The organism is Vibrio sp. LB10LO1 (genome assembly GCF_010092875.1).
Lineage (GTDB): Bacteria > Pseudomonadota > Gammaproteobacteria > Enterobacterales > Vibrionaceae > Vibrio > Vibrio campbellii.
In genome coordinates this window covers 60,820-83,667 of the sequence record NZ_JAADJW010000023.1, presented here as the reverse complement: position 1 = coordinate 83,667, position 22,848 = coordinate 60,820, and the positions used below count along the sequence as shown (strand labels likewise).

20 protein-coding genes are annotated in these 22,848 nt (G+C 40.8%); 2 read left to right on the top strand and 18 right to left on the bottom strand.

Translation table 11 applies throughout. The annotated features are described in order from the left end of the window. Positions 1 to 96: 96 nt before the first annotated feature. The 11 genes from GXP65_RS16730 to wecB all read right to left on the bottom strand — a co-directional run bounded on the left by GXP65_RS16730 (position 97) and on the right by wecB (position 12,307). Positions 97 to 1,272, bottom strand: coding sequence for a DegT/DnrJ/EryC1/StrS aminotransferase family protein (locus GXP65_RS16730; RefSeq protein WP_162093322.1), 1,176 nt, complete (start codon positions 1,270 to 1,272; stop codon positions 97 to 99). An 18-nt stretch (positions 1,273 to 1,290) separates the two neighbouring features. After that, on the bottom strand, positions 1,291 to 1,923 hold the full coding sequence (locus GXP65_RS16725) for an acetyltransferase (RefSeq protein WP_162093321.1): 633 nt from the start codon (positions 1,921 to 1,923) through the stop codon (positions 1,291 to 1,293). Continuing rightward, positions 1,920 to 2,531: a sugar transferase gene (locus tag GXP65_RS16720; RefSeq protein ID WP_162093320.1), complete on the bottom strand. Its 612-nt coding sequence runs from the start codon at positions 2,529 to 2,531 to the stop codon at positions 1,920 to 1,922. Before GXP65_RS16720 ends, GXP65_RS16725 begins: the two co-directional genes overlap by 4 nt. After that, positions 2,515 to 3,789, bottom strand: a complete 1,275-nt coding sequence (locus tag GXP65_RS16715) for a glycosyltransferase family 4 protein (protein ID WP_162093319.1) — start codon at positions 3,787 to 3,789, stop codon at positions 2,515 to 2,517. Before GXP65_RS16715 ends, GXP65_RS16720 begins: the two co-directional genes overlap by 17 nt. Beyond that, positions 3,786 to 5,594, bottom strand: coding sequence for a heparinase II/III-family protein (locus GXP65_RS16710; RefSeq protein ID WP_162093326.1), 1,809 nt, complete (start codon positions 5,592 to 5,594; stop codon positions 3,786 to 3,788). Before GXP65_RS16710 ends, GXP65_RS16715 begins: the two co-directional genes overlap by 4 nt. Next, the gene (locus GXP65_RS16705; protein WP_162093318.1) at positions 5,591 to 6,727 is read right to left on the bottom strand and encodes a glycosyltransferase; all 1,137 of its coding nucleotides are present in this window, start codon (positions 6,725 to 6,727) and stop codon (positions 5,591 to 5,593) included. The genes GXP65_RS16710 and GXP65_RS16705 overlap by 4 nt, the downstream gene beginning before the upstream one ends. A 1-nt stretch (position 6,728) precedes the next feature. Beyond that, positions 6,729 to 7,184, bottom strand: coding sequence for a serine acetyltransferase (locus GXP65_RS25420; RefSeq protein WP_162093317.1), 456 nt, complete (start codon positions 7,182 to 7,184; stop codon positions 6,729 to 6,731). A gap of 15 nt (positions 7,185 to 7,199) precedes the next feature. After that, positions 7,200 to 8,471 carry a hypothetical protein gene (locus tag GXP65_RS16695; RefSeq protein WP_162093316.1) on the bottom strand — a complete coding sequence of 424 codons (1,272 nt, stop codon included), beginning with the start codon at positions 8,469 to 8,471 and terminating at the stop codon, positions 7,200 to 7,202. After that, positions 8,468 to 9,829, bottom strand: coding sequence for an O-antigen polymerase (locus GXP65_RS16690; protein WP_162093315.1), 1,362 nt, complete (start codon positions 9,827 to 9,829; stop codon positions 8,468 to 8,470). Before GXP65_RS16690 ends, GXP65_RS16695 begins: the two co-directional genes overlap by 4 nt. A 68-nt stretch (positions 9,830 to 9,897) precedes the next feature. Next, complete coding sequence (wecC, locus tag GXP65_RS16685; protein WP_162093314.1) at positions 9,898 to 11,163, bottom strand: UDP-N-acetyl-D-mannosamine dehydrogenase; 1,266 nt, start codon at positions 11,161 to 11,163, stop codon at positions 9,898 to 9,900. A 19-nt stretch (positions 11,164 to 11,182) separates the two neighbouring features. Then, positions 11,183 to 12,307 (bottom strand): UDP-N-acetylglucosamine 2-epimerase (non-hydrolyzing), encoded by a 1,125-nt coding sequence (wecB, locus tag GXP65_RS16680; RefSeq protein ID WP_162093313.1) that lies wholly within the window; start codon positions 12,305 to 12,307, stop codon positions 11,183 to 11,185. A 925-nt stretch (positions 12,308 to 13,232) separates the two neighbouring features. Between wecB and GXP65_RS16675 the strand changes: the two genes are divergently transcribed. Further along, complete coding sequence (locus tag GXP65_RS16675) at positions 13,233 to 14,558, top strand: MBL fold metallo-hydrolase (protein WP_162093312.1); 1,326 nt, start codon at positions 13,233 to 13,235, stop codon at positions 14,556 to 14,558. A 150-nt stretch (positions 14,559 to 14,708) separates the two neighbouring features. Next, positions 14,709 to 15,785: a UDP-N-acetylglucosamine--undecaprenyl-phosphate N-acetylglucosaminephosphotransferase gene (gene wecA, locus GXP65_RS16670; protein WP_162093311.1), complete on the top strand. Its 1,077-nt coding sequence runs from the start codon at positions 14,709 to 14,711 to the stop codon at positions 15,783 to 15,785. Positions 15,786 to 15,879: 94 nt separating this feature from the next. On the opposite strand, the gene GXP65_RS16665 is transcribed toward wecA, so the two are convergent. The 7 genes from GXP65_RS16665 to GXP65_RS16635 form a co-directional block, all read right to left on the bottom strand. After that, a complete protein-coding gene (locus GXP65_RS16665) occupies positions 15,880 to 16,593 on the bottom strand; it encodes a WecB/TagA/CpsF family glycosyltransferase (protein WP_162093310.1) in 714 nt (237 codons plus the stop codon). Beyond that, the gene (locus GXP65_RS16660) at positions 16,586 to 17,131 is read right to left on the bottom strand and encodes an acyltransferase (protein ID WP_162093309.1); all 546 of its coding nucleotides are present in this window, start codon (positions 17,129 to 17,131) and stop codon (positions 16,586 to 16,588) included. The genes GXP65_RS16665 and GXP65_RS16660 overlap by 8 nt, the downstream gene beginning before the upstream one ends. Positions 17,132 to 17,146: 15 nt before the next feature. Continuing rightward, positions 17,147 to 18,409 carry a hypothetical protein gene (locus GXP65_RS16655; protein ID WP_162093308.1) on the bottom strand — a complete coding sequence of 421 codons (1,263 nt, stop codon included), beginning with the start codon at positions 18,407 to 18,409 and terminating at the stop codon, positions 17,147 to 17,149. Further along, a complete protein-coding gene (locus GXP65_RS16650) occupies positions 18,402 to 19,370 on the bottom strand; it encodes a hypothetical protein (protein WP_240335011.1) in 969 nt (322 codons plus the stop codon). The genes GXP65_RS16655 and GXP65_RS16650 overlap by 8 nt, the downstream gene beginning before the upstream one ends. Before the next feature lie 347 nt (positions 19,371 to 19,717). Then, positions 19,718 to 20,980 (bottom strand): oligosaccharide flippase family protein, encoded by a 1,263-nt coding sequence (locus tag GXP65_RS16645; protein WP_162093306.1) that lies wholly within the window; start codon positions 20,978 to 20,980, stop codon positions 19,718 to 19,720. Positions 20,981 to 21,083: 103 nt separating this feature from the next. Beyond that, positions 21,084 to 21,779, bottom strand: a complete 696-nt coding sequence (locus GXP65_RS16640) for an acylneuraminate cytidylyltransferase family protein (RefSeq protein WP_162093305.1) — start codon at positions 21,777 to 21,779, stop codon at positions 21,084 to 21,086. Continuing rightward, complete coding sequence (locus tag GXP65_RS16635) at positions 21,779 to 22,840, bottom strand: nucleotidyltransferase family protein (protein WP_025631355.1); 1,062 nt, start codon at positions 22,838 to 22,840, stop codon at positions 21,779 to 21,781. Before GXP65_RS16635 ends, GXP65_RS16640 begins: the two co-directional genes overlap by 1 nt. Positions 22,841 to 22,848 lie beyond the last annotated feature (8 nt).

Genomic DNA, 22,848 nt, shown 5'->3' with positions numbered 1-22,848 from the left:
TCTAGGTTCTAGGTTCTAGGTTCTAGGTTCTAGGTTCTAGGTTCTAGGTTCTAGGACGAGAGTAAAAACACTCTCATGAGATTTTCAAATCAATATTTAGCGCTGAGCTTCTAAAAGCACTTCTCGGATCACTTGAGCCGTTTTAGACACTTCTTCAGCCGTTAAGGTTGGGTGTACAAGGAACATCAAGCTTGTTTCCCCTAAGATCACAGCATTGCTCAATCGCTGCTCTGGTCGCCAAGGTGTATTGTCAAACGCCTTCTCTAGGTACACTTCTGAGCAGCTTCCTTGGTAAGCTGGCACACCACGTTCAAAGATGGTTTCTACGATGCGATCTCGTGTCCACCCTTCCGCAAGGTTCTCAGGCTCGATAAACAAATAATGTTTGTACTCGGCGTGCTCACTGTATTCTGGCACTTCAACTCGGCGAACCACGCTTAGGTCTGCAACCGCTTCATCAATTTGTGCTGCATTCGCTTGGCGCTGCGCTGTCCATGCTGGCATACGAGAAAGCTGGATACGACCAATCACAGCTTGCAGCTCTGTCATGCGCCAGTTAGTGCCGAAAGATTCGTGTAACCAACGGAAGCCCGGTGGATGCTCACGATTGTAAATAGCATCAAAGCTTTTACCGTGATCTTTGTACGACCACATGGTTGACCACAATGTCTTATCATTGGTTGTCACCATGCCGCCTTCGCCGCCTGTCGTCATGATCTTATCTTGGCAGAAAGACCACGCACCAATGTGGCCAATAGTCCCGACACTACGCCCTTTGTATTTCGCGCCATGTGCTTGAGCACAATCTTCAATCACGTAAAAACCGTGCTGCTGTGACAGCGCCATAATGGCATCCATCTCTGCTGGCATACCAGCAAGGTGCACCACAATCACCGCTTTTGTTTTTGGCGTGAGTACCGCTTGTATCGATTCCGCCGTAATCGCTTGGCTGTTTAGATCCACATCCGCAAAAACGGGTGCCGCACCGGAAGTCACAATTGACGAAGCCGAAGCAAGGAACGTTCTTGGGGTGGTAATCACTTCATCGCCCTCGCCTACGCCCAAGGCTTTCAATCCCACATCTAGTGCAAGCGTTCCATTGCCAAGAGCAATCGCGTATTCGCAACCAGCCCATGCCGCAAACTCTTTTTCGAACTCACGACACTCGTTACCTGTCCAGTAGTTTACTTTGTTTGACAGTAGCACACGGCTCACTGCATCCGCCTCTTCTTGCGTAAAAGAAGGCCATGGAGAAAATGGTGTATTAAGCACGATGTCACCTAATAAGTGTTATTTTTCTGATTTGATAAGCGTATGAGCAGGAGAGCCCACTACGGTTTGAAAGTCTGGTATATGGTTAATTACCGTCGAGCCAGCGCCGACAACAGCATCACGGCCAACGACGACAAGTTGTTTCACTTGGCTACCGAGCCCGATCCAAGCGTTTTCGCCAACTTCTACACCGCCAGCTAAGCTTGCATTAGGACTAATGTGAACGCCTTCAGCAAGCCTACAATCATGTTCTACGATAGAGCTTGTGTTAATGATACAGCTCGCCCCGATATGGCTAAATGGGTTCACAACTGCATTTGCCATCACCACTGTTCCTGCTTTGATGTTGGCGTATTTACTGATTACTGCACTTGGATGAGCGAGCAGATTGAAGTTCGCTCCTACGGCACTCAACTCACGTTGTTTCGCACAGCGCGTCGCGTTATGGCCTATGGCAACCACTACCACATCATATTCGCTTGCCGTTGCCAAAAGTGCAGCAGTATCACCAGAGACGTCCCAATGCTCAACAGAACTTAAACTGGGCCAACGATCATCAAAAAATGTGATATGTTGATAGCCGTTTAGCTCTGCAATTTCTGCGACTACCTTGCCATGTCCACTGGCTCCTAAAATGGCGCAGCTTTTCATGATTGACGACTACCTTGCTCTTCTGAGCCTGTAAATGGCTCTATGGTGACGTGGCCGTCTGCAGATATGCCTTCCTTCACGAAGACCTTTTTTACCGTCATGAAAAGAATCTTAATATCTAGCCACAATGTTTTGTTATCTACGTACCAAACATCTAAGGCAAACTTTTCTTCCCAACTGATTGCATTTCGGCCATTGATTTGAGCCCAGCCAGTCACACCGGGGCGAACATCATGGCGTCTTGATTGTTCTTTGCTATAGAGCGGAAGGTACTGCATGAGCAACGGACGAGGTCCAACTAAGCTCATTTCCCCTTTTAACACATTCCATAGTTCTGGTAGTTCATCTAAGCTGCTGTTTCTTAACTTATCGCCAAAGGGAGTCATACGCTCAGAATCCGGTAACGGATTCCCTTGTTGATCCACCGCATCCTTCATGGTACGAAACTTCACCATTTCAAAAGGTTTTCCATCCAAGCCCGGACGCGTTTGACGGAACAGAACCGGAGAACCAAGATTTTTACGAATCTTCCAAGCGACTAAAGCAATAATAGGAGATAACAGAATAAGCGCGATAAGAGACGCGAGAAAATCAAACAGTCTTTTCATCTTTCACCTCTGATGCATGGCTATCTGTCGCATTACCCTCTTCTGTATTAACGCCGGTCACCCAATCAACCCATTTATCAGCCAATAGCGCGCGGTCAAACTGACTCTCTGCAAGTTGGCGTGCATTGGCCCCCATCAAGGTAAGGGCTTCTCTTTGATTGGCTGCTTTTTCTAAGGCATCAGCGAAAGCAATTGGGTCTTCTGGCTGAACCGCGAATCCGCATTGCGTTTGCTCAATCATTCCGGCTAACCAACCTGGGTAGTTGTTAATAACAGGTAGGCCAGCAGAGATATAATCGAAGAACTTATTAGGCGATGTGCCGTAATAAAAGGCAGGTATATTCGCCAGTACTTGCATGCCAACGTCTGCACTTGCCATCAAACCAGATAACTTCTGCTTATTTACCGGAGGGTGAAACACCACATTGTTCAATTCGAGCTCTTTCGCCCTTCTCTCCAGTTCAGGTTTTAATTTACCTTGCCCAACTAAGGCTAGCTTAATGTCCTTTCGACCACGTTTCTGTAGCTCCACTGCCGTATTTAAAACCGCATCAAGGCCATTTGCCATTCCATGGGTTCCAGTGAAAATCGCCATCAGATCTGTTTCTTTCACGCCTTCCGGACGCCAAGGCTCACTTGGTTGACTGAAGATAGACAAATCACAACCATTCGGCACCATGGCTATTTTACTTTCATCCACGCCGCGCTTTTTAATGCCTTCAACAATGCCCGGAGATAAGCCAATACAACGATGCGCACTTCGGTAAGATGCCCACTCTAAAAACGACATCAAACTAAGAATGACTGGGTTTTTAATTACCCCCATTTCTTTGGGCAGTTCTGGCCATAAATCTCTCACTTCAAAAACAAATGGCTTGCCGCGTAACCAACGAGCAAAGATACCCGGAATGCCCGCTGTCAGAGGTGTTGTGGTTGCAAACAACACATCGTATTTTTCAGTAAAGGCAAGGCCAATACTTTTTAAGGCAAACTTAATAAACGTCATACTGCGTTTAATAAAACCATCTGAGTTTGAGTAAGCCAAATCAAACTCAATGATTCGAATGCCATCGACGATACCCTCGCGCTTGCCAGAAACAAACGTCGAATCTAAACCCGTCTCTCCACCACCATAAGTGCCACAGACCATAGTCACATGATGTCCATGATGAATTAGGCGCTTAGCCATTTCATAGGAACGGATCCCTGTTGAACCTTTCGGTGTAGAAAAGTGTTGATGAAAATAAAGAATATTCATGAGTGAAATTGATACTCTGTTGTAATTTTGCCATCTGACGAAATCTCCACCTCAAGAACAGGGATAGAGCTTTCTTGGTAGTAATAACGAGATTCTCTGCCTTCTACGATCTCTAGACGGTCAATCTTTACATCACTATTGATTAAGATGTTGTGATTACCATTGGTCACTTTTTGCCCTTGAATCTGCCAATTATCAGGGTTTAGCCGCCAACGAAGAACAGCTTTGTTTTTAATGCCTTGTACTTTGTCTGTTACCCTCAAAGACGTTTCCGTCAGAGAGACTTCTCTGTGATGCTCACATCCCAGATAATCTCGGTAACCCGCTTGTCCATTAAGCTGACGCTCATCAAAGTTGACGTCCTTTGCTTTTAACCAAGCACCTAACAAAAAGCGGCTAAGCCTTGGCATTTGCTCGTGTCCGTCAAACTGGATGGTATTGTGACTTTGTGTACCACCATAGTAGTCGATATAGCCTTGGCCTGCGTTGTAGCTGAACGTTCCACCATCGCGTAACAGATTGACCCCATCACGCCATAAATCCACATGAAGCGCATCATTTTGGGCGGGTCTAAACCGAAACTTGGGATAGTTAAATAAAGCAAATGTTCCCGATTGATTTCTTAGACCGATATAGCCTCCGTGCTCAAAATGAAACGATGCTGGTGTTTGTAAGTTTTTTTGCGGTTTTCGTAACTGCAGCAGTGCAAGGGCTTCATCATAATCCCCATCTTCCTGCCATGCGCATGCTTGAAGGAACACGATAGAAGCAAGCTGAACAGATGGACGAAAATCTCGATAGTCGGTATCCGTTAACTGCAATAAGCGAGCACCATCGTTATGACCTAAGTTCGGCGCATCACCTGTTGATGTGTCGATTAACTGATAAAGCCACTGCGTTGCCAGACTTACCCTTTTTGTCAGCTCTTTTGAAAATGGGGGAAGATCAAGTTCTCGACGCCAAAGCTCAGCCATTGAGTAAGTGTCTAGCATTACCCTGTGATAGTTCACCGAATACTGACTAAAGGTGCCATCTTTAGCAATAAGATGCTTGGCTCGGTTTTCTAACCATTTCCCCCCCAACTTTTGCCAGCGATTCCCACTTTTATCGCCATTAGCGACTAACCAACTGCCACCAATAAACAAAGCAGCAGCCTCAGATGTGCCATGGTTATTATCTTGCGCAACCGCGTAGGAGATCGTCGGTGCTATTCGTTGAAGATGCGCTTTTATTAGCGCCAAAAGTGTAGGTTCAGTTTTACGAACTTGACTAAGCAGTTTAGCGGAGAACGCTAAGTGCATAACGCGTATTGACGCTTCTTGCCCACACTTCCAGTTAGGGCCAAGATAAGGAGCATTCTGCTCCATCCACCTTTTTGCGGTAGCGTTGAGTTCATCTAAAGCTGACTCACTACCAAAAAGATAATCTCGTGCTAAACCCAAAGCCCAATCAAATCTTGATGCCTCCCAAATGCCTTTAATATCACCAACATTTGAATCAAAATCAGATAGGTTGAACCAAGGCTTACTCATATCTGAAAAGCGATGTTCGGTTAGTACACTGTTATCCCATTTAAGTTCTTTTACAGGCAGTTGTGGCAACCAACCAAATGGAGCGAGCTTATATTGCTTAATACATTTCAATTGTTTTGAGCACGTAGCAGGACGGAACAAAAGCCCCGAGATCTGGGCTTGAGAAAGGCGTTTAACTGGATTGAGTCCGCTTCGAACACCAAGTTGATAAACTGCGACCCTAGCTAAATTTAACAAACCTAACTGAAACGCTGTAACTATTTTCAATCTCATGGCTCTAAGTAAATACACTCAAGTGCGCGTTCATACATAATATCGATGTTCCATTCGTTTGATACTTTATTTACGCAATTTTTTGACATTTCTTGTAGGTCTGATTCAAGCAATAGAGAAATCTTATCAACGAGTGTGGAAGCTTCGTAATCACCCACCAAAAAACCAGTCACGCCATCTTCAATCAAATCGAGTTCAGTTCCATCTGCAAGTCTTGAGATTACCGGCCTACCATGAATCATCGCATGATTAATAACTAAACCACCGAGGCCAGGTACTACAACAAAGTCAGATTCCTCAAAATAAAGCCCAACTCCATCGAATACTTTCCCGAAGAATGTAACGTATTCCTCAATTTCTAGTTTCTTAACTAAAAGCTCAAGCGCAGTTCGTTCGGGACCATCTCCAACAAACCAGAGCTGTAGATCAAGATCGGAATTCTTCTCGAGTAAAGCCGACAGGGAGAAGACTAAATCTTCTGGTCTTTTAAGGTCTGTCAATGCACCCACATAGAGCATTACTTGGCTATTTTTTTTTGTCTTTAGCAACTTAACTCTATTTTCTTCAGTAACATTTTCTACTTTATGATGATTCATACTATTAGGTGCAACAATTACCTTGCTAGCATTGATACCTTTTTCATTAATATAGTAACTTTGAGCAAGAGTATTCCTTGCCATTACACAACTTGCTCGCAACAATAGGAAATCAACAATTGGGTCAAGAAATTTATTTACAATATTTTTCTTTCTCGTCCTAACTTTACCAAGGCTCCACCAAACATACTTTTTATTAAAAACAAAACAATAAAATAAAATTGAAATGTTATTGATAAAGTTTATTTCACCTTCAGTAACTACTACATCAGGCATATCTTTTACTAAGTTAAAAAACAAAAATGGGGAGAAATAAAAAGGATAAATTTGCCCTTTAAATTTAAATACAGGAGAAAAAGACATCAACTTTTTAAAGCTAAATATTGCTTTATTTCCAGAAACAGACTTTGTGTCATTTTTACCACCAAACCCACCATCATAAACTATAACTTCACCACTTTTAAACTTGTCAGTAAAGTACTCTAAAAATTCAATACGCCAATTAGCTAAATATGGCTGAAAAAATGCAACTTTCATACTAGTAAATATTCTTCAAAAGCTTATATATATCCACATCAACAGTTTTTACTATTTTGGCAGGAACACCGGCAACAATAGAGTTAGGAGGAACATCCTTAATAACAACTGCATTTGCCCCTATGATTACATTATCTCCAACTGTAATATTTCCCAAAATTCTCACCCCGGCTGAAATATAAATATTATTACCGATCTTAGGCACTCCAACAGGGTCTAACTGTCGGCCAATAGTCACATTTTGTCCAATTATTACATTTTCACCTATCTGGCATTTAGAGTGTAAAACCACACCAATTGCACCATAAGCAAACTTACTATTTCTGCCTATTTTGGCAGAAAATGGAATAACACTATTGAAAATTAAAAATGTAATTACTTTTAGTAAAGATGGCAAAAATGGAACTCTCTTTTCAAACAAATAACTACTTAATCTATATATATGTATCGCATTCATAGAAACCAACCAAAATCAACAAGTTTTACAACTATCATTAAATTCGAGATTCTTTTTCATCAAGAATCTATCAAAGTATAAAAACTGGAATATATACATTACTGACATTACTAATGAATATAATGACAAAGATAGATATATACCATCATCTGTTAGAAAATTAGGTAATGTTATAGCACTAAAAACTAAAAGTAATCGAGCTGTATCCCATCGAAATTGAAACTTTTGCAAGCCATATATATTAAGAGACTGGGAGAATGAAGAAAAAACAACTTGAAAAAACAAAGACGGACTTAATAAAAGAAAAACCTCTCCTACACTAACCCAATGCTCGCCGAACAAAACATCATAATAAAATTCCAACAAATAATATACAACTATAAAAAATAACAACGTAATAGCAGAAAGTGCAAGAATCAAATTATGTAGAGCAGATCTTACTTCATTATATTTTTCTTGATTTTCTTTCTTTGAAACAAAGCCATTATATGATGTGGATAATGACTGACCTAATAAAGATATTGGAACAGCTAAAACTTTAATAACTAAAACAACAACACCTGAATTACTCACACCGTATATCATTGGGTAAAATATTGGCAAAGTATTTGATGTAACCGAGTTAATCAGAGCTGCAGGGAAGGAGTATTTGATATAATGAAAGTTTCTTATAGCCAAAGTTCTCGTATATTTAACTGAAGTGATTATTTTTATATTCTGTTTTTTAAAGAGATAAAAAACAGAATAAAGCCTTCCAATAAACTCAGAGAAAGCCAAATATAGATAGGTCGGATTAATAACACCTAAAAATATTTGAAGAAACGAAATCAACATGTTTCTTTTTATCTTTGAATTATTTATTTCTTTTAAAAAACCATTTTTTGATGCAATTAGAGTTAACAAATAGAACGCTGAAAAAGTCCACGCTGATAGGGTTGCAAGCAGGGTGATCCAGAATGCGCTACTTTTCCACTCATCGACATGAGAAACAAAGAAATATACAAGTAAAAACCAAATTATACTCAAAGGTATACTGATAATTATAAATGCACCATAGAAGTACCCTCTCAACTCATAACGTTTCCTTTTTGCAAGAGATAACTCAAATCGGAAAAACAACCCGACCGAAATAATAGAGGATATTGATATTATAGCCCCATACAACCCAAATTGAGATGGATCATATATTCTTGTTAGGATAGGCATGGCTAACATTAAAATGAAACTGGATATAATACTCCCTTGTGCTAGCTTCACACTTGAACTTATAAGACTCTTAAACATCATTCAATCATTTCCATTCTAGGCTTCATTATTCTCTCTGAAATAAAAACCCCTAAGTAAACAAAGACAAGTGCAATTAAAGGGTTAACGAAAGCACCTCTAACAAAATGAAAGATCAAAACAAAAATTATAGAGAAAACCGACAGTCGAACATAATGATTTTTTAATCCGTCCATTTTTGAAATGAAAAAGCCAAAAAATATAAAAATGATAAAACCAGAAACACCAAAATTAATGTACGCATCACCAAATATACTTGGTGGAATCGTCACAACATCAACTCCCGTCAACCATTGACCGATAAGGCTCTGAGTTGTAGGAGGTTTGCTAGGCCATATTGCTGACGGAATGAAAGTTGCCACAGCCCTGAGATAAGATTGACCATTTAATATTATATTATTGCTATCGACATAGATTAAAATATCATAAACTAGTGACGTATATCCTAGGTCTCCTCTTTCTATCGAGAGCTTTATCATATCTATCATAGACAAACTTAACTCTCCATCTCCTTCAAGAAATACCCCCCTAGCAAACCTAATAAAGATACCAAAAAGGCCAAGAGCAGAGAAAAAAACAAGCATCTTCTTTGTTTTTAATTTTTCATAAGAAATATTTTCATCTGCATCATCAAGCTTAATAAATTTAATTAGATATATTGAAAAAATTATTGAAGTCAAATGCATTATTGGAATGGTTCTATTTCTTAGCCCAATGAAATAGATGTATTCAAAAGCAATAACAACGGGAATCAATACCCAAACAAGCCACTTAGCTCTTCTGTTGAACTTAAAAAATATCGGAATAAGAAAATAGAATACCGATGAAAAGTAAACCATCCATAAAGCATATATTTTGCTTCCAGACACATACTTTAAATCAACTCGACTTAAGCTTGATGCATTGATACCACCAACTGATTTAAACATAACCAAGCATGACAACAATGAGATGATAAAGAAAAATAGAAATGTAATATTTAAGTTGCGCTTCTTGATAACCAAGACAAATTTAAGCTCATCAGTCTTTGAAAAAAGCATATATCCAAACATGAATAAATGTAAGGATGATATACAGATCTGAGCATATAAAATGCTAACCCACTTGGGGTAGTATAGGTCAAATTCAATAAAGTTTTCGCTTAATGGATAGGTATAAAAAAGCAACACATAGGATAATATAAACAAAGAAAATATTGAATACTCTTTCTTCACCACATTTAGAGAAAAAATAACAAAAGCCAATGAAAAAATATAGAGAAATGATGTGTTCATATAGAAATCAGCAATTTCAAAATACAGAGCACATGAAAAAGCGAAGATTCCATTTATTGAACAAACAACCAATTTTGAATTATTCACACTACACCATAATTTAATACCTATTATTGACAAAATGGAGTACCTTATTAAAGGTACTCCATTTACCTTTACCAAATCCCCTTGGTATCAATAATGTATTCTGAAGTATTAGCTGTCATCTTAAACTCTTTATGATCAACCAGCAAAACTTGCACATCCGCTTCTTTTGCTGCGATTTCAGATTCTACAAGTTCAACATGCTTTAGTTTTGCAGGAATAGACTCGATATTTGGCTCAACTGCAATCACTCGGCCAGCATGCATTTCTGCGATCTTTTGTGTGATAACCATTGCAGGGCTCTCACGTAAATCATCAATATCCGGTTTAAATGCCAGACCGTAACAAGCCACTGTTACTTCTCTTGCAGTTTTATCAGGGTTCGCTTGTAGGAAGTCTGCAATCGCTAGTTTCACTTTGTTGATCACCCACTCCGGTTTGCCATCATTCACTTTACGTGCAGTGTGGATGATTTGTGCCTCTTCCGGCGTTTTAGACACGATAAACCAAGGGTCAACCGCAATACAGTGACCGCCTACACCTGGACCCGGTTGAAGGATGTTGACACGCGGGTGACGGTTTGCGAGAGCAATCAACTCCCATACATTGATATCTAACTTGTCACAGATGATGGACAGCTCGTTAGCAAAGGCAATTTGTACATCGCGAGAGCTGTTTTCGGTTAGCTTCGCCATTTCTGCCGTGCGAGCATTGGTCACCACACACTCACCTAGAACAAAGGTTTTGTACAATTCGACAGAACGTTCTGAACAACGGGTCGACATACCGCCAATAACGCGGTCGTTTTCTACTAGCTCACGAACAACATGGCCTGGCAGCACGCGCTCTGGACAGTGCGCAACATTAACATCTGCGTTATCACCATGTGTTTGCGGGAAAGTAAGATCCGAACGTGCTTCTGCAAGCCAAGCCGCCATTTGCTCTGTCGCTCCGACAGGAGAAGTGGATTCTAGAATCACCAAGTCGCCTTTTTTTAGCACAGGAGCAATCGCTTTGCTTGCTGCTTCTATATAAGACAAATCTGGTGCTGGGACTTCGCCTTCTTCACAAGGTAAGAACGGGGTTGGTACGGCAATCAAAAACGCATCCGCTGGTTCTGGGGTTGTACTAGCTTTTAAGTAACCTTCTGATACCGCCGCACTCACGATCATATCTAGATCTGGCTCTACAATGTGGATTTTACCTTGGTTGATGGTATCCACTGCGTGCTGATTAACATCAACACCAATCACTTTTTTCTTACGTGATGCAAACATCGCGGCAGTAGGTAAACCAATGTAACCTAGACCAATAACTGAGATTGTTTCAAAAGACATTTTCATTTCCTGAGATTTTTTATTTTGCTAATTCGTCTAAAATTCTTTGGCATGCTAGGCCATCACCGTAAGGGTTGTGTGCGAAGCTCATTGCTTTATAAGCCTCTTCATCTTTTAACAACACTTCTAAGCCTGTGACGATCTTGTCGACATCTGTTCCCACCAGTTTCACGGTGCCTGCTGCAACGGCTTCTGGCCTTTCTGTGGTGTCACGCATTACCAACACTGGCTTACCTAATGAAGGCGCCTCTTCCTGAATACCGCCGGAATCGGTAAGGATGATGTGCGCACGGCTCATCAAGTAGATAAACGGAAGGTATTGCTGAGGCTCGATAAGGTGTACGTTATCCACGTTGGATAGAATGCGATTTACTGGCTCTCTTACGTTTGGGTTCAAGTGAACTGGGTATAGGATTTGCGCATCAGGGTTCTCTTTTGCTGTGCGTGCTAGCGCCTCACAAATACGCTCGAACCCACCGCCAAAGCTTTCACGGCGATGTCCGGTGACCAAAATCAACTTTTTATCTTCTTTTAGCATTGGGAACTGCACTGCGAGCTGCTCGTTCAATGCTGCGTCATTGTCGATCTTGTCTTTCACCATAAGTAACGCATCAATCACTGTGTTGCCGGTGATAGAAATATCCGCTGGGTTAGTGTTTTCTTTTAGTAGGTTATTTTGAGAGTTTTCGGTTGGCGCAAAATGGTATTTGGTCAGCGCACCAGTTAGCTTGCGGTTCGCCTCTTCCGGCCAAGGCGAATAGATGTTGCCTGTGCGTAATCCCGCTTCTACATGGCCTACTTCAATTTGCTCGTAGTAAGCTGCAAGGCTCGCGGCAAAAGTAGTGGCCGTATCACCATGAACAAGCACCACATCAGGCTTAAAGTCTTGCAGTACAGGTTTGAGCTCTAACAAGATACGTGCAGTCACATCATTGAGGGATTGCCCTGCCTTCATCAAGTTCAAATCATAATCTGGTTTGATCTCAAACAGTTCAAGGACTTGATCAAGCATTTCACGGTGCTGAGCAGTCACACAGCACTTTGCTTCGAATCGTTCATCGTTTGCAAATGCATGGACAAGAGGTGCCATTTTGATGGCTTCTGGACGAGTACCGAATACGGTAAGAATTTTCTTTTTTGACATGTGGATTAGCCTAGCCAATGAATAGACGTTTAAGATGAATATCCAAATTTTGGATGTACGAAGCTACTTCGAAATAACAAAGTAAAATTTGAATTCGTAATACGCTGCAAACGTAGGACAACACCGTGACACGTACAGGTGTTAGCTACGCTCGAGAATCAATATTGGGAAGTTAGGCTGCGCATAACTAAATAGTGAATGATTTAGTTATGAGAAATGAAAGGTATTTATAGAAAGGGAAAACCTTATGCCTAGCCAATGTATCACTCAAAACTGTGTAGCAGCTTTGATTTTGCCCCTCTGACGTAATGGGGCTTTACTTAAATGTTTGTTTAAGTGCTCCTTTTGATAAGAAGCAACTTGCCAGATGCGCAACTGTGTGCTTAATTATATTTATATGTTACGGCATTCCTTGATGATGTTCGTCATCATGTGCGCGTGATTTCTAATTTGAGTACGCTACCGCCCCTAGGTCTGGCTCCTAAAGGCAATGCAATCCGCTTTTTTAATATGTCATACTCTAGGTGTGGGATTGTATAGCAAACAAGCGCCTACTAAAAGTCATAAGCTTACAAAAAACTGACCTTTACCTGACATTTTTTTGGCAGTTAATTTATAAAAGCCCAACCATTTGCCATCCAGCACTGCAAATCAACACCTTATAGATTTCGCTTTATAATAACTGTTTATGCAGCAACACGAATCATAAAATGCATAAAGCTGCATAACTTAGAGTGAGTTCACATTCTGCGATGATCGTTCTCTGTCAAATTTATGACTTTTATCTATGTATGTCCGAATTTGTATAGTTCTGTCACACTTCCACTGTTTTGGAACAAGCGTCTCAGCTAGGTTAAGGGCAACAAAAACGGTTTCTCTTTTACTGGAGCAAATAGCAGTAAGTGATAGAAAGGATAAGAAGCATATGCAAGTTGTACACCACGGGGGGAAGCATTCAGTAACAGGCTCTTGTCACGAGCTTAAGTTACCTAACGGCAGTATTTTGGTCGACTGTGGGCTTTTTCAGGGACGGGATGCTTTAACAAATGGGCAAAAGCGCTCATTAGAGATCGAGTTTTCTGTCCGCAGAATAAAAGCTTTGGTGCTGACTCATGCCCATATCGATCATATTGGTCGCTTACCTTGGCTATTAGCTGCAGGCTATAAAGGTAAAATCTACTGCACTCGTGCGACGGCAGATCTGGTGCCGCTAATGCTAGAAGATGGATTGAAGCTTCAACTAGGATTGAATAAAGCGCAAAGAGAGCAAATTCTGAATGTCATTAAAAAGCGATTGGTGCCTTGTGATTACCAAACATGGCTTCCGCTTAAAGAGCTGGCTTATCTGCGTTTTCAGCCGGCGGGGCACATTCTTGGCTCTGCTTATGTGGAGTTTAAACTTCCTAATAATGAGGTGGTGGTTTTTTCTGGTGACTTGGGGCCAAGTAATACACCGCTTCTTCCAGACCCTATCTCCCCTACTCGTGCAGATTATCTGTTTATCGAGTCCACTTACGGTAACAAACAACATGAGAATGTTGAGAGCCGAAGCCGAAGGTTACTCGCAATTATTCGTCATGCGCTTGAAGATGGTGGTGTAATAGTTATTCCGGCATTTAGCGTAGGCAGAACGCAGGAGTTGCTGTTTGATATTGAACAGCTGATTCATCAACATGATTTACATCACTCGCTTCCTATCATTCTGGATTCTCCTTTGGCGAAAAAAGTCACCAAGACTTACCGCCGATTTAAGAAGCTATGGGGCAAAGAAGCAAAGCAGCGCTTAGGTAACCATCGTCACCCTCTGGCGTTTGAACAGTGTATTACTATTGAGAATCATGCGGAACATTTGCGTTTAGTAAATCGCCTCGCTAGCACTGCGGAGCCCGCTATTGTGGTCGCGGCTTCTGGGATGTGTGAAGGCGGTCGTGTGGTCAATTACCTCAAAGCCTTGTTGCCGGATAAGCGTAATGATGTGTTGTTTGCAGGTTACCAAGCAGAAGGAACGTTAGGTAGGGATATACAAGGTGGAGCTGAAGAAGTGGAGATTGATAATGAGAGAATTCATGTGCAAGCTCAGGTACATACGATGTCTGGCTATTCTGCGCATGCAGATGAAGCTGATCTGGTTCGCTTTGTAGAAGGGATAAGCCCTCCTCCTAAAGAGATCCATTTGATTCATGGCGAGAGGACGGCAAAAGAGGCGCTACATCAACACTTTCTCAAGAAAAATCTGAAAACCGTGCTTTAATTACATTATGAATCAAACCTTGCTTCAATTTTATTAGCAATATTAAGTCTCGCTCTCTCTCACAATGTTACTCAATTTCCCCTTGTGATAGTCGATCTGTCGGTTAGAATAGGTCGCGAATAACTAAAACCACGTGTTGGCAAGATATATATGCTCCTAGAACTCATATTCATATTTTTCTCTTCAGTTGCAACTCTCTTTATTATGCGCAAAGCTGCTAAAAGCATTGGATTAGTAGACAAGCCCAATGAGCGCAAGCTTCACGAGGGGGCAGTCCCTCTGGTGGGGGGGATATCTATATGTCTTGTCCTGACGCAATTTTTGACGTTCAAGCCCGATGTCATTGAACATAGTTGGCTATACGTTGGCTCTATCTGCTTACTTACGTTTATTGGGGCATTAGACGATAAGTTTGACCTGAGCGTAAAAGTTCGTATGAGCATTCAGGCGGTGCTGTCTCTTGTGATGATGAAAGTCGCGGGCATTGAGCTGCATAGCCTAGGCAACATGTTTGGCTTTGGTGAAATAAGCCTTGGCTGGGTAGGCACGGTTATCACTATCTTTGCGGTGATTGGTGCAATCAACGCCTTTAATATGGTGGATGGCATTGATGGACTATTAGGCGGCCTTTCTATTGTAACTTTCGGCGCTCTCGCTTTCTTACTGCAAGTCGACAGCCAACACGGCCTTGCATACCTTTGCGTGGTGATTATTGTAGCGATGCTTCCATATATCTTTATGAACCTTGGTGTCTTGGGTCGAGAAAGGAAGGTGTTTATGGGAGATGCCGGTAGTATGATGATCGGCTTTACGGTTATTTGGTTATTGCTGGGTGTCAGCCAAGCAGAAAGCAAACCTTTGATGCGCCCAGTAACCGCATTGTGGCTGATTGCGGTGCCTCTTATGGACATGGCGGCCATTATGATTCGTCGAGTTCGCCGTGGAGATTCTCCATTTAAACCAGACCGCGAACACTTGCATCACATCTTCCAACGTTTAGGTCTTAGCTCAAAACAAACTCTTGTAGTGATCTGTTTGATTGCATCTGCATACGCGGCATTTGGTATTTATGGCGAATTAACTGGTTTACCTGAGGCTGTAATGTTCTATACCTTCATCGCCTGTTTTGTGGCTTATTGCTTTATTCTGTCTTACGTTTGGCGCATCACCAGTTATGTGCGTAGTAAGCTGGGAAAGCCTGAAACGGTTACGATTTCCAATAGCTAACTTGAATAGCTCTCTTATCGTAATCTGACTTGAACTCAAACAAAAATGCCCACGACATCGTGGGCATTTTTCTATCTAATATAAAAGAACAAGATTAAACTTTCTTTGTCACGACCAAAGACAGGTATTTTACGAGCTTAAGTTGACGAGTAATTCTTGTCGGCTGACACGCTAATCGGTAGAACCACTCCAAGTTATACTTTTGCGCCCATTGTGGTGCACGTTTAACACGATCCGTAAATACATCGTAGGTACCGCCAACCCCCATGTAAAAGGCCTCTGGATAAACTTCACGACATTTGTTAATAAAGTTCTCTTGCCTAGGAGAGCCAAGAGCAACAGTTACGACTTTAGCCTGACTTTGCTTGATACGTTCTATCAACTCAGCTTCATCTTTAAAGTAACCGTCACAAGAGTCCACAACATTAACGTTCAGCTCTTGCTTGAGCTTATCGACAGTCTGTTGGTTCACTTCTGGTTTCGCACCCACAATAAATACAGGCACGCCGAGTGGTGCAGAGCCTTTCATTAGCTCCAACCATAAGTCACATCCAGGGATTCTCGCGCTCGGACAGCCACGTTTTGACATGACTAGAGACACCCCTGCACCATCTGGATATCGAATAGTTGCAGACTCTAGGATGTTTTTTACTTCTGCTTTTTCGTAACTAGATACAATCTTTTCCGCATTCACTGCGACGGCAAAGCCACTAACCACATTTCCATTGTGCAAGATAGAATCAACAGCGTGCTCCATGCTGTCGTATGCTGAAATCTCTAGCCCACCAATTGTGCATGTTTTATTCATTTTCGTACTTCTTTTCTGTTTCTTGGGCGTTTCTATATTTGATTACTTTTGCGGGCACACCACCAACGATGGCATAACTTGGTACGTCCTTTGTAACTAAAGAGCATGCACCAACAATTGCGCCTTTTCCAATTGTAACGCCATGCTTTATCACTACATTACGGCCAATCCAAACATCATCTTCAATGACTGGCGGTAGACCAAAGATATCTTCTTGATCGACCATTGGTATATCGAGTCTTTCGTAACTGTGTGTACTAGAGAGAATTGCCACATTAGGTGCAATCATAACGTTGTTACCAATGGTGGCACTTTGAATAAACACATTCTCGTTGATACGTACATTATGGCCAATCTTCAACTCAGAGGCATCAGAAATGTAAATCCGATTTTCTAATCGGTTTTTTGGGTGTGCCGTTACTACTTTTAATACTCGACTCAAGTACCAGCAACGAAGTTTACTAAACAGTGGCAAATACCTTGAGTTAGGTAAGTTATAGAAAAATAGGTAGTAAATTACGAGTTTTAACTTTTTCATAGAGATACTTTCGTGCTAGATATCCATAATTTGAGATGCGTTGGTAATGAAGACTATGTTTTCATCTTCACCACCTTCCTTCATTAAGTTATTTTCGACAACATCAAGTACATAGGTTTTGCCAAGAAGTTCCAGCGCTTCAAAATGACAAGACGAGAATATTGAAAAATGAGCCTTAGATGCACCAATTAACATCAGCGTATCTTGGTAGGCATCTCGGTCGATTACTTTGAATTTTTCGTTTTGTACTAGTGCAGAGAGTTGAGTATGATTTTGATGCTCACGCGGATGAGGTCGATAAACGACGGTGTAGCTTGGGAATTGTTCGATTAAACTTGCAACAAATTCAGCAACTTCCGTATAGCAAATGCCTTGTCCTGTAAAAATGAAGAACTTGTCATTCCCTACTTGGTTGAACACCTCTTTCTTCACTTCGTCACAAGCTTGGGGTAACGCCCCCTCGACTTCTATTCCATGTTCCGGAACGAAGTTAGCTTGGCGCATTTTCATTTGCCAATAACTTGAATAAAGCTTCAGACGGGTTGGCAACATGCTACTGCGCCAAAGTTCTTCACCAACATAGTGATACGAAGGGTGGTAAGGCGCTAGTAAGCCGTGTTGGTATTCTAGAGTCTTAATGCCGAGTCCGTTTGCTGCACTCACAATGGCTGGTTTTGTATATGCAGAGACGATTTCTACGTTTTGAACGCCTAACCATTTTAAGAGCTTCGTATACGCAGCTTTCTTACTTTCGTAATCTAGTAAAAAGGCTTCTACTGTCTGTTTGGAAACGCCATATTCTTGATTCAATAAGGCGAAGAATTCCTCTGAAAGCTCAGGAGTCCGTGCACGCCCACCAAAACGTTTAATGAACACGACTAGCAGTTTTATGATCAGGTTTTCAAAGATGACACCACGCTTGAAGCACGTCAGGAGCTTTACACCTTCAAAATTTGAGCAATGATACAAAGTACAAAGTTTTTTCTGCTTTTCAGGTGAAACAAATTCATCATAAATCACGCCCTCATTTATTGAAACTCGGGAGAATGCACCAAAGTAAGCCGTGGCCTTTTTATTGAATCTCGCCCTAAATAAGTTTAGGAAGCTCAAAATCAGAGAAATGCATAAAGATACGTATGACTTTGATTTGAACTCCATATCCTCAACCCCTTTGGAAAGAGTGACATGGCGGGTCATTTGGTATTTGAGTAATGGCCAAATCTCAGCTTCGTTACTCAGGTTGTTTTCAAGAATATGCGTTTCTACGACTTTATGCATTTGCTCGCTTCCGACTATGAACAAAAATAGCGTTGTTCGAAGTCAATATCCCTAATAAAAAGAAAAGCAATAATCCTATCACATTACCCATGATAGGCACCATTGACCCAATACCAACAAGCATCAAGAATGCATTGATGCGGATTAATCGAACATGGACAACTTGGTCAACGTATCCATCCTTTTCAGCAAAAAATGGCTGAAAGATAAACCACATGACAAATATTATACCAAGGCCATATTCAGCGATCAGTGAGACAAAGAACAAATCAAAGATCGGCCCTTCAATCTGACTTCCATAACCAATAATGGCTTTGTCTACCTTAAAGAAGGTGTACACATCAGTATACATTTTGGACATAACGGTTCCATATGTGCCTGGGCCAGAACCAAACGGGAAGTTATATTCAAATATCTCCATCGCATAATAAAAAATCTTATAACGGACATAGTTTTCGTTGAAGTTAGCTTGTATAGAATCCCCAAGGACGAGCCATAAACCTGCTAAAATGACAGGAGTTATCGCGACTAGAGCAATAGTGCCAAGTAATCTAATTAAACCTTTATTTTTGTACATTGCAGTCAGGCCATATGCACCTAACAAGAGTAATAGTTCTTTTCTTGAAAATGTCAGAAAAATTAAAACAAAGGCGAGAAACAAGAGTGACCAATAAACTTTAGGTTTATAAATAAAATACCGACCACTAGTATCATTAAATTTAAAAGATAGGAGGAGGATACTATAGAGAAGGAGAAAACCTGAATACAATACTCGAGAGGAAAAGAATGAACCAGGAGTTATCCCCATGATACCTCGGCCATCTTTTGCTAGAGGAAATAGTACATTAGGTAATACATAATCCGTAATAACAAATAAAACTGACACGAGTAAAACGATTGTTAAAAACTGAGTATATTCTTTTAGTAAGCGTTGTCTATCATAAGTAAGTGCATATGCCATTACAAAGAACACAAATACATACTTCAAAGTGAAGAATGTTTGTAACAAGTTTATAGGGGGCAGGTTGCTCCTAAATATCATAAAGATAGAGTAAGCAAACAATAAAGCAGATAAGGATATGAATCTTTTCTTTACTGGCTTAAAAAAAATAACCAGGAAAAACGCTGACGCACAAATAAGAATGTAAATATGATTAAATGCAGAAAGAAAGCTCAACGGAACTATATTCAGCCTAGAAAAAAAGAATAACACCAAGGTTATAATTAATAAATTCAGATAACCTTTAGAAGAGAAGATCATACTAATTTACCCACCATAACTCTGAATTAAGCAGTTTAGAATGAATCTTATCGAGTACCATAGATTACTCCCCAAGGCATCGGAGTAGACTTACTAGCTAGCAGCCAAGTCAACAGAAACTGAATCATCTTCGAGAAGGCAAAAGAGATAGCTGCTCCCTCAATACCTAAGTAGTTGACCAACACAAGCATAGTTAATAGATTTAGAAGACCAGATCCAATAGTTACTAATGACAATCGACCTGTTTTCTTAGCATAAAATATATAGTTGGTAACCATTAAATACATGCCCCCAAAAACCTGCCCTAAACAAAGCCAACCAATAATTCTGCCTGCAGCTTGGTATTCGTCTCCGACAACCAAGGTTATCATTGCTGGACCAATAAAAAATGACACAGCAGCTAAAGATAAGACGCATAAAAAGTAAGTGTATGTGTTTTTGACAATTACTAGTTTTTCTTTTTCATCATTTCTCTTTAGCCTTTCAAACAACCATGGCACATAAGCTTTATTAATGGCATCAAATACAATAGTAAGTGCCATACTTACCTGTACAGCCACCATATAAATACCAGCATCGGCTAACCCCAACCTATCATTAATAACAAAACGATCAGCGGCAGTAAGTAAGAATGCACCAAATACATGAGGGACCAATGGCATCCCAAAGTTCAAGGCTTCCTTAATATGACCTTTATTAATACTTCTTAAACTCACTAGCTGATCTTTATAAAGTAGAAATATAGCAATTGTGGCAGACATCACCCCAGCATATAACAATGCATCGATACGCCCTTTCGCCCCTTCATCATAAAAAACAATCAAAATAAGGGTTAGTGACATATTTAGAATGCTATTTCCTACTTGAAGAAGACCATATTTTGTCGCAGATTTCCTTACTTGCCATTGACCTAGCCTAAAGTTGATCAAAAATGTGCACGAACTTACCAATAGTGCTAGATAAAGCCATTCTGAAGGGATTGATAAAAAATTGGCGAGAAAACCTTCTGCAACCATGACAGCAACTGTAGCGACAAATAATGTGAATATCAGTATCTGTAAGCAAGAGCCGTTAAACATCCTAGTTTCATTGAGACTTAAGTTGTCATCATAAAACTTTCGGTTAGCAGCCCCTACCGTATTTAAGCCAATGAATGCACCAATACCTGTTAACATTGTTTGAAACATTGCTATTTGACCGTACTCATCTGGAGAAAGGTATCTAGTCAAAATAGGAAGGAGAATAAATGGAATTGCTGCGTTTAAAATGTTAGAAAACAAGTAAACATATGTATTTTTTGCGAAGCTCATGATTTTATACGGCAAAAGTTTTGTATCGTTGTTTACGACTTTGCCTCACTAAGAGTAGTGAGGCGGAAAGTTATCTGTATTTGCATTGCACGGCTGCAATCGTTTAACACCAATACTTTTGGAAGAAAAACTCTGCCATGTCGAAGTCGATTTGATTATCAATATCAATCGATGCGTCGTTTGGCATCTTATAAGCATACGTATCTTCTCTATATGCCATTTCACCTATAGCTAATAGTCTATGAAGATCATATACGTATATCGCACCATTTAAGCGGAGTGCTTCCCCAAGATCTTGAGAACGTTTTCCATCACCCAATCGAAGGAAATCTTTCATCGAACCATTGTCTGGTAGAGTGTTTGCCCATTGAGGTGGGTGCTCGCATGGTGTCACTGACACAACAGAAAAAGCGGACTTTTCAACCAAAGACTCTATAGCCTGATCGATGTGGTCAGAGCTACGAAATGGTGATGTTGGCTGAAGCAAAACGACAATATCAGCTTCCTTGGCATACTTCTCTACCGTATAGAAAAGAACGCTTTGAGTGGTTGCGGTATCTGTTGATAACTCTTCCGGCCTTAGCTCGGGTACAGTTATGCCAAACTGACTCGCTACATCTGCAATTTCTTGGTCATCAGTACTGATGAAAATATCATCTATATAAGTACTATTTTGCGCAGCTTCAATTGTCCAACCGATCAGAGGTTTTCCTCCCAATGGAAGTATATTCTTCCTTGGCAGACGCTTGCTGCCCCCCCTAGCAGGGATTACAGCAATCACTTTTTTACCATCTAACATTACTCTAGCCCCAGAGACAGTATATCCATCTGCGCACGGTTAAAATCATCCATACGGCCAATATCAAGCCAATATTCGTGAATTGGGAACATCAATACTTTTTGTCTCTCTTCCATATGTTGCTCGAGCAACGTAGGCATGTCGATTTTCTGATTCTTTTCTACTGATTGAATCACTCGAGGAGACACAACATAGATACCAGCGTTAACAAAAAAGCGTTGAACTGGTTTTTCAACCATGCTGGTAATTTGATTACCGTCCCCATTAATAACACCATAAGGAATTTGGTAGTCGTACTCTCGAACACACATTGTTGCATCTGCATCATTTTCCATATGGAAATTTAGCAAGCGCTGGAAGTCTACTTTGGTCAACACATCGCCATTGATCATAATTAAAGGTAGATCTCTTGGCATATCTTCAGGTAGCAAGCCTAGAGCACCACCGGTACCCAAAGGAGTCTCTTCGTGTACATATGAGATGCTTACCCCCAAATCAGTACCATCGCCAAAGTGTTGGTGAATTTGTTCTGGCATGTAGTGCGTTGAAATGTAGAAGTTGTTGAAGCCCGCTCTAATAAAACTCTTGATTACAGTTTCTAGAATAGGCTTATCACCTACTTTTAACATTGGTTTAGGGCAGTTGTCCGTCAGCGGTCGTAAGCGAGTACCAAAACCACCAGCCATAATGAATACTGGGTTCTGATATTTATCTTTACTCAGCGCACTGTGAAGAGTTTCCAAACCTACGACTTTGTTGTCTTGGTCAAGTAATGGAACCGATAGAATTTGCTTTTTTTCCATTAACTCTACAAGGTGCTCTTTTGATGCGCCTTGCTCTGCGGTAATTGGCTCAGAATTCATCACCTTGGCAACCGAGTCGGTTAACACCAGATCATTTAATAAGCCACGTCGAATATCACCATCAGTAATCATGCCTAGAAGCTTTTTATCTTGATCAACAACCACAGCGACACGCAATGCTTCGCTGTTGATGATTTCTAATGCTTGCTTGATTGTGCTTGATTCTGATATCAGCGTTTTTTGCCAACAATGACTCATATTCTACC